The organism is Cupriavidus phytohabitans (genome assembly GCF_000426345.1).
Taxonomy (GTDB): domain Bacteria; phylum Pseudomonadota; class Gammaproteobacteria; order Burkholderiales; family Burkholderiaceae; genus Cupriavidus.
The window spans coordinates 1-7,208 of sequence record NZ_AUFE01000135.1 but is presented as its reverse complement, the minus strand read 5'-3'; the positions used below and the strand labels follow the sequence as shown (position 1 = coordinate 7,208).

At 54.0% G+C, this 7,208-nt stretch carries 6 protein-coding genes; all 6 read right to left on the bottom strand.

Annotated elements, in window-relative coordinates:
* Positions 1-319 precede the first annotated feature (319 nt).
* Positions 320-886, bottom strand: coding sequence for a nitrogen fixation protein NifQ (locus tag K309_RS41055; RefSeq protein WP_084402682.1), 567 nt, complete (start codon positions 884-886; stop codon positions 320-322).
* Positions 887-904: 18 nt separating this feature from the next.
* Positions 905-1,207, bottom strand: coding sequence for a ferredoxin III, nif-specific (fdxB, locus tag K309_RS41050; protein ID WP_084402681.1), 303 nt, complete (start codon positions 1,205-1,207; stop codon positions 905-907).
* Between the two features lie 18 nt (positions 1,208-1,225).
* Positions 1,226-1,912, bottom strand: a complete 687-nt coding sequence (gene nifX, locus K309_RS44215) for a nitrogen fixation protein NifX (protein WP_029050251.1) — start codon at positions 1,910-1,912, stop codon at positions 1,226-1,228.
* Between the two features lie 48 nt (positions 1,913-1,960).
* Positions 1,961-3,319 carry a nitrogenase iron-molybdenum cofactor biosynthesis protein NifN gene (nifN, locus tag K309_RS0133100; protein WP_029050250.1) on the bottom strand — a complete coding sequence of 453 codons (1,359 nt, stop codon included), beginning with the start codon at positions 3,317-3,319 and terminating at the stop codon, positions 1,961-1,963.
* 132 nt (positions 3,320-3,451) lie between these two features.
* The gene (gene nifE / locus K309_RS38490) at positions 3,452-4,822 is read right to left on the bottom strand and encodes a nitrogenase iron-molybdenum cofactor biosynthesis protein NifE (RefSeq protein WP_035878781.1); all 1,371 of its coding nucleotides are present in this window, start codon (positions 4,820-4,822) and stop codon (positions 3,452-3,454) included.
* 242 nt (positions 4,823-5,064) lie between these two features.
* A complete protein-coding gene (gene nifA / locus K309_RS0133090; RefSeq protein WP_029050249.1) occupies positions 5,065-6,705 on the bottom strand; it encodes a nif-specific transcriptional activator NifA in 1,641 nt (546 codons plus the stop codon).
* Positions 6,706-7,208: the final 503 nt, after the last annotated feature.

Below are 7,208 nucleotides of genomic sequence, written 5' to 3'. Positions count from 1 at the left end.
GCGGGACGTTCGGGATGGCGAGCAAGATCGTGAAAGACCTTGGTGTGCAAATATTCGGTAAGCGAAGCGAACAAATCGGACAGGGGCATGAGAGCCAAGCGAAGATCGAAGAACGATCCTCTATTGGCCGCCTCCCTGCTTGCGCTAAACAGCCAGCGCAAGCAGGGCGGCGGCCCCTCGAACCTCGTCATCTGTCAAGGGTTCGCGGGGGGAATTGCGATTTTATTGGCGGCTTAACTTGGATGGATTGGGGCGTCCATCCCATTAACGCCTGTTCAGGCCCTGACAGTTCTCTACTTGTAAAGAGCGATTTTTTTCGTTATTCAGGCCCAAAACAGTCTCCGAAACTGGGGCAAACGCTGCAGCTCGGAGCCCTGCACACGTATAGCGCATCGCGCTCACATAGCTGTTTGTAGAGGAACTTTTTCCACTTCATTCCATGGACGTTCTTTTCGGCAAGCATGGGAAACCAGTACATCAGAACCTCTGAGAGCTCGGCCCGGGATGGAAGGCGTAAGTTTTGCCAGAGATGTTTGTCTTTCAAACACCCGGAGGCCAATGCATGAGAAACACAGCGCACCTCGATAGGTGTACCGGCACTTGGATCTGCGTGTGCCTCAAGCAAGGTTACAAGTTCTTCGACTTCGTCATAGTACATCTGGTCTTGCGCGTTTGCCTCCCTGTTTAGCTGCAAAGATAAGGCATACTCGGCACCTGGAAACCAGTGTGCAAGCAACCATCTAGTTTCATTGGCATCAAGTCCTATTATGGGGAGACCATGTACATTTCCTTCCTCGAACGTTGAAGAAATGGCGCCAGCTAGGGTCAGCACCGTGCAGTCATCGCCATCTACCGCGTGACGCATTAGGGTACTGTGAAAATTCATCTTCGTCATAACTAAGGCCTAAGCGGGCGCGTGCGTGTAACATTTTTTTGGACAAATCTTCGCGCAAGCGGTGCAACCTATGCAATACTCGCGATGCAAGATTGTCATAACCTTCTTCTCAAGCTCCTCCTCATTCTCGTTTTCCCCCTCAAGAGAAATATGGCTGCCATCCTCGCTCACTCCAACCAGTTGAAGGACACCGCGCGAACACACACGAAAACATCGACCACACCCGATACAATTATGATGATCGATAGAATTTACAAAGTTCGGTGTCCAGATCGCGCCACTTGGTAGCACTACTGTAAAGTTGTCACTCACGTTGCATTCTCGCGATATTCACTTATAAGCCAAGCCGGCGGTTTTCCGCGCCTCCATCAACGCGGCGTGGATTTCGTAGCAGCGTCTGGCAACGACTAAAATTTTCTCCCAACTAGCCGGCAACTCTTCGGATAAATCGTGTAGATCCATCTTGGCTTGCACCGCAAGCGTGTTCAATCTTTTCAAACGAGCTTTTGTTGCCTCAGGGTCATTTATCCTGTCTTCGCTGTCAGTTTCAGCACCGAAGGTTATTTGTGGCGGAGGATAGTCCTTCTCTTTGAGGTAGTCGCGATTATTCGCTAACCCGTCGTCCGCGCCCAAATCGTATGACGTGCCCGAATCCTTCTTGATCACCTTCCTTAACCACGGAGGCGGCGTCCCCTTCAACACCTCCTGCAGCTTTCTAAGGATCGTTTCAATCGGCTCCGCCTTTGCCACCTTGATAGGGTGGATCTTCAGCGCAACCACGCGCGCGGCTCCGGCACCTCCAATCGCGGCGACGTACAATATCGCGCAGTCATGGATTGCTTCAAGCCTTTGACCAAGCTTCTCTTCGTTATCATGCTTTTGTGGCGTGTCGCTGAAATCGAAAGCCTGGATGAACCTGTGCGCGGCCGCTGTCACGTCATAGACGAGTATATGGTTCGCGCACCCAAAGTGGGCGTCAACATGCTCCTTATCTTGCGTAGCGAATGCGATTTTCATGCGCCGTCTCCTTGTAGGATCACATAGTGGCTGGAGGAAACCTTGACATCAGATCACCGGGGTTTCCGCAGCGCGATGGGTATTGATCGTGGATAGGGGCCAATTCGTCGGTGCGCGGAACTGGATTCGCTCGAGCATCAGATTTGCAATTTCGAAAATCAGGTCCATCGTGCCTCGATATCCAATCTGACATCGATGTGCGTTTCCGACGCGGTCGAATACGGGGAAGCCTACGCGCATCAGCGGCTTGCCGAGTCGCGCAGCCATTTGGCGGCCATGCGAATGAGTGATTAGCACGTCGCAATTGCCGGCCGCACGCTCCATGTCTTCCAAGTCGCCCAGCACTACTTCGCTTGCGGGCAATAGCGCATGCGCTGGAGATGCGGTCGTGCTGACGCAGACTGATAGTTCTGCCCCTAGCTCGTGCAGCAGTGACCCAACCGAAAGGAGCATGTCCGGATCTGCACCGATCGCAACCTTTATACCCCCCGTATAGAAGTGACTGTCCAGCATTGCATCCAGAAGTTGATCACGCTGCCGACGGTACTTTTCTGGAATGCCTCGCCCTGACAACTGCGCGAGAAGCCGCAATAATCGATCGTTAGGTTCTAGACCCGTGAGACGTTCGAAGATTTCAAATGGCGTGCCACCTATTTCCTGTAACGCTCGCGCACCAGCACGAGTCTGCTCTCCAATGCCGATTGTGAAAGAAGATGCCCCTGCAGCGCGGATTTGTTCGAGCGTGGTTCCGCCCTGCGTTACCCCACGCCATTCTGAATCAAGATGGCCATCGAGCGAACCGGAAATGTCAGGGAGGATTATTGGGTCTAGGCCAAATGACTCGACTATCAGGCGTAGTTCTTCAACATCACGCGGCGACAAATGGCTCCCCGGCAACACGCTAATTTGTCGATAAATAGCAGGCAGTGGCTTTACCAGCGCCATAACAATCTCCACCACAGCTTTGCTGTAGCCGTCTTCGAAGGCCCCAACATAATCTGGCGTCGAGACATACACAATTTCTGTATTGAACAGTTCTGGATCACCTTTTCGTATAGCTCTTAAATGACCCTCAAGATCCTCGCCGTTGGTCTCGGTGAGACCTGTTGAACAGACCACAATGATTCTCGGCGCCTCGCGCTTTCGGATGTTAAGCAATGCCGTCTCGACATTATCGTATCCGCCCAAAACCGCAGAGATTTCATCCATTGCGGTAGTCTGCAGCGGGATTGCTTCCTTGAAATGTCGCGTCAGCAACACCAAGGCAAACGACGTGCAACCTTGTGAGCCGTGCAATACGGGCATACAAGCGTCAAGCCCCATAGCCGCAAAGCTAGCGCCGAGTGGCTGGCTAGTTTTCAACGGGTTTACCGTGCAGGCTTTTTCAGATTGGATCACGATAGCCATAATGGTCTCCTCACTTTCCTAGACCGCCGCCACGCGTAAAGATGTACTTCCTGGATTCTGTGGCGGCTTAGTATTCCGAGTACATTAGCTGTGCCGCGAGTCTATTGACCAGCCAACTTCACCTCCGTTATTTCACGGCGCTGGGATTCGCACCTGTTGCCACACCGGATTGTAAATAGTACGCTCTATCTCACGGACCAACTCCACGATCCCTTCATACCCGGCATACGGATGATGACGTTCTTGATTTACGTCAAGCCAAGGCATAAGCGCCTTCAATGCGATAAACTGTGAGCGCCCACCAGACAGCATGATGTCGGCCTTCGCATCGTGCAATAGCTTGTACATCTCGCGCGCCGTCATGTTGTCGAACATGAGCGCGTCCTGTCCGAGGATCCCTTTGATTCTTTCTTTGTCTTCCTTGGTACTCTTCTTCACGCTTGTGCCAATGATTTCTAAGCCGGCCTCCTGTAACGCAGCCACAACTGACCATGATTTCACGCCACCTGTGATTAGCAGCGCCCGTTTTCCTTCAAGACGCGCACGGTACGTGGCAATCCGCTCCCATGCCCGCTCCTCCTGAGCTTGAATCAGGTGCTCTGTACGGTCTAACAGCTTTCCAGATGCCCCTCGCTGCACCAACAGACTCGCGATCTGGCGGAGAGCATTGCTTGTGTCGCCAATTCCGTAGAATGAGCACTCAAGGTATGGAATCCCATAACGCTCTTGCATCTTAGTTGCCACATGGACCATGGACTTCGAACAGACCACCATGTTTGCTCTGGCCCGATGCGCGCTCGCAATATCGCTGTACCGACCATCGCCAGTTATACACGACAAAAGACGGATGCCAAGTTCGTCAAAGAGCGGCTTTACCTGCCATAACTCGCCTGAGAGGTTGTACTCGCCAATTACGTTAATGTCTGTGGGCGTTGTGTACGCCGGCTCACGGGTACCTATCACATAATTCAAAAGCGCCTCGCCGCCAAGCTTATTGCCGACGTTCTTTGATCCAGCGAACCCAGGCGCGTGCACCGGTATAACTGGTCTACTGAATTCTACTGAGGCCTGCTTGCACACTGCATCTATGTCATCGCCGATTAACGCAGTAACACACGTTTGATAAACAAAGACCGCAGGTGGATTGTACTTTTCAATGATCTCGCGCACGCTGCGGAATAAACGTCGTTCACCGCCGTAGATCACGTCGAACTCATTGATGTCAGTCGTGAAGCCAGTGCGATAGAGCGTCGGCCCTGAGGAGGCCGCCTGGCGGTTGTCCCAAGAGTTGCCTTCGCATGCGATTGGTCCATGCACGAGGTGCGCCACGTCAGCTACAGGCTGAAGTGCAATTTTCGCCCCGTCGAAAGCGCAACCCCCAGCGGCCGCCCCCGGTGAAAGCTGCCTTGAGCAGCCCTGCTTTCGCCCCTCCTCGCTCTTGGCCCGGTTCTTCGCACAATTCGGTTGGTCAAAAAGATCGGCGGCCCTCGCCTTTCGCGACATAACGACTCCATACACTCCGCGGTTCGCGAAGGTCAGCAAGTTGCGTGCCATCATCGCAGCCATGCATTTACCGTTATGCAGCCCTACACGCACGCTGAATTGTCGTAGATGCCCGCTCCTATGGCAAAGTTGGAATCGATCCCGACACTTTGCAGTTCCTCGAGGGTAGACCCATTTGCGTTGAGTTGTCACAAACTTTTGTCATAGGTGTAGGGAAGCACCCAGGCAGCGAGATGCTGCCATCAGAAACGGCGAAGCTCGATCCCGTTCTTGCGCAGCGCGTAGCCAATCTGCCGTGACGTAATACCCAAGAGCCGGGCCGCTTTCGCCTGCACCCAGCCACAGCGCTCCATGGCCCAAATGAGTCGCTCTCTCTCGCCTTGAGGTCTATCGTTCCTGCTGGGCACCGTAAATCTGGCGCTATCGTGACCTGCATCTACGGAGACTGCAGGAGTGACCTCCTCGCTCGCTGCAGCGTGTGCCGATCGGCCCGGACGTACGGCGTCTTCTCGCTCGATGTCATGCAATCCTTGGGTTAGACACTTATCCATCTCACACAGGAATGAGAGCCGATCAATGGAATCGTGGAGTGCCATTGTCGCGGTCCTCTCAACGCAGTTCTCCAACTCACGTACGTTACCGGCCCAGTAGCAACCCGAAAGCACCCTCAATGCTCCCTCTGTGAAGCGCAGCGACCTGCCGTTGTCACGGTTGAATCGATCTAAAAAGTATTGCGCCAAAGCCGGGATGTCCTCGCGGCGCTCACGTAGCGGTGGCAGACGAATGCTTACCACATTAATGCGATAATACAAATCTGCTCGGAATTCACCCTCTTTGACCATCCGTTCGAGGTTGCGATTTGTCGCAACGATTAGCCTCACATCAACCCTTACAGGCGTGGCCCCTCCTACGCGCTCAAACTCCCTTTCTTGCAGAACCCGCAATAGCTTCGCTTGGAAGGACGGTGAGATATCGCCAATTTCATCGAGAAATAGTGTGCCGCCGTGCGCTAGTTCGAATCTACCTTTCCGTTGCGATTGTGCCCCGGTGAACGCTCCCTTCTCATGGCCAAACAGTTCGCTCTCCAGGAGAGTCTCTGAAAGCGCCGCGCAGTTCACCGAAACGAATGGCTGATCATTACGCCGAGACAAGCTATAGATTGCGCGTGCGATCAATTCCTTCCCCGTTCCGCTTTCACCGCGCAAGAGTACTGTCGCCCTCGCCGGGGCGACTTGATGAACTTGCGCAAACACCCTCTGCATCGATGGGGAATCGCCTACCGCGTTCTCTATATTCCGCAAAGGTTGATGCTCCTTCTGTAGACGTCTACATACCTGTTCCGTGTAACCGCCCTTGTTCATCGCCTCGCGATTAAGCAGCAGCGCTTGCCCCATCGGCGCTGCAACAACTTTCATAAGTTGGAGATCGTTAGCAAAGACGCGCGTTCCGTCTCGATTCTCACAAAATGCGACCAGCACCCCGAGCGGACGGCCCTCATGCCGGATAGGAGTCCCCAGGAGAGCGATATGATCACCGTCCAATTCATTAGCAGTTCCGAAGCGGTCCGCGAGAAGATGTTCGTCGTGAATCTCAGGGACAATGACAGGCGAATCACTTGAATGAATGCGGCCCACGACCCCCTCATCGGGAAGAAAGCGTACGCGCTCGCGCCAGCCCTCCGAAAGTCCCGTGGAACAAAAACCAGCTAGATATCCACCCGGCTCCGCGACGGCTATGAAGGCGGAGCGCCATCCTAGCGCAGATGAAAGATACCGTAAGGATCTGTCCAAGGTCTGCTCAGCATCCCGCGACGAAACTAGCGTCTCCACTACCTCGTACACCAAATCGAAATTAGCACTCTCGTTAGCATAGAAATGCGGCATGGATTTAAACTCCCCGGGATAGCACGTCAAACGCCGTCAGCAAACACGACTAGGCCGCAACGACACATTAGTTTGCTGCGCGCGATGGCAAGTTCGAACAACGCCGCCAGTGGGCGGACATCTACAATGTCAACAAACGGACAATATCGCAGTGGCGATGTCGGAGGGGCACGGAGGGAACAACGCCTCTCTGTGCGCGCATAGGATACTAACTGAAAAAACGGCGCCTTTAACACAATCCTGCGTTGACGCCGCTCCCCCATCGAGGCCGTCTTATGCTTAAGGCTACGCTGAATAAGCTGGGTAAGTTCAGTTACGCAGGGGCCCGTTCGGCCGAAAAAATAGCTGTGGTGACGAGAATTGGCCCTCGCGCGCCCCATCGGGGTGTGTTGGCGGGGCGTCCGCCCCGCATTTGCCCTTTACGGGCGGACTGCTCCCATCAGATGCCCTCGACTCAAGTAGAGATTGGCCAGCGCCAGCGTCGTGACGGGGCCGGCATTCTT

What these genes read in the sequence shown, in the direction of transcription:
- K309_RS41055 (WP_084402682.1), bottom strand. Translation starts at nt 886, where the DNA reads ATGAATTTTCACAGTACCCTAATGCGTCACGCGGTAGATGGCGATGAC.
- nifX (WP_029050251.1), bottom strand. Translation starts at nt 1,912, where the DNA reads ATGAAAATCGCATTCGCTACGCAAGATAAGGAGCATGTTGACGCCCAC.
- nifN (WP_029050250.1), bottom strand. Translation starts at nt 3,319, where the DNA reads ATGGCTATCGTGATCCAATCTGAAAAAGCCTGCACGGTAAACCCGTTG.
- nifE (WP_035878781.1), bottom strand. Translation starts at nt 4,822, where the DNA reads ATGTCGCGAAAGGCGAGGGCCGCCGATCTTTTTGACCAACCGAATTGT.
- nifA (WP_029050249.1), bottom strand. Translation starts at nt 6,705, where the DNA reads ATGCCGCATTTCTATGCTAACGAGAGTGCTAATTTCGATTTGGTGTAC.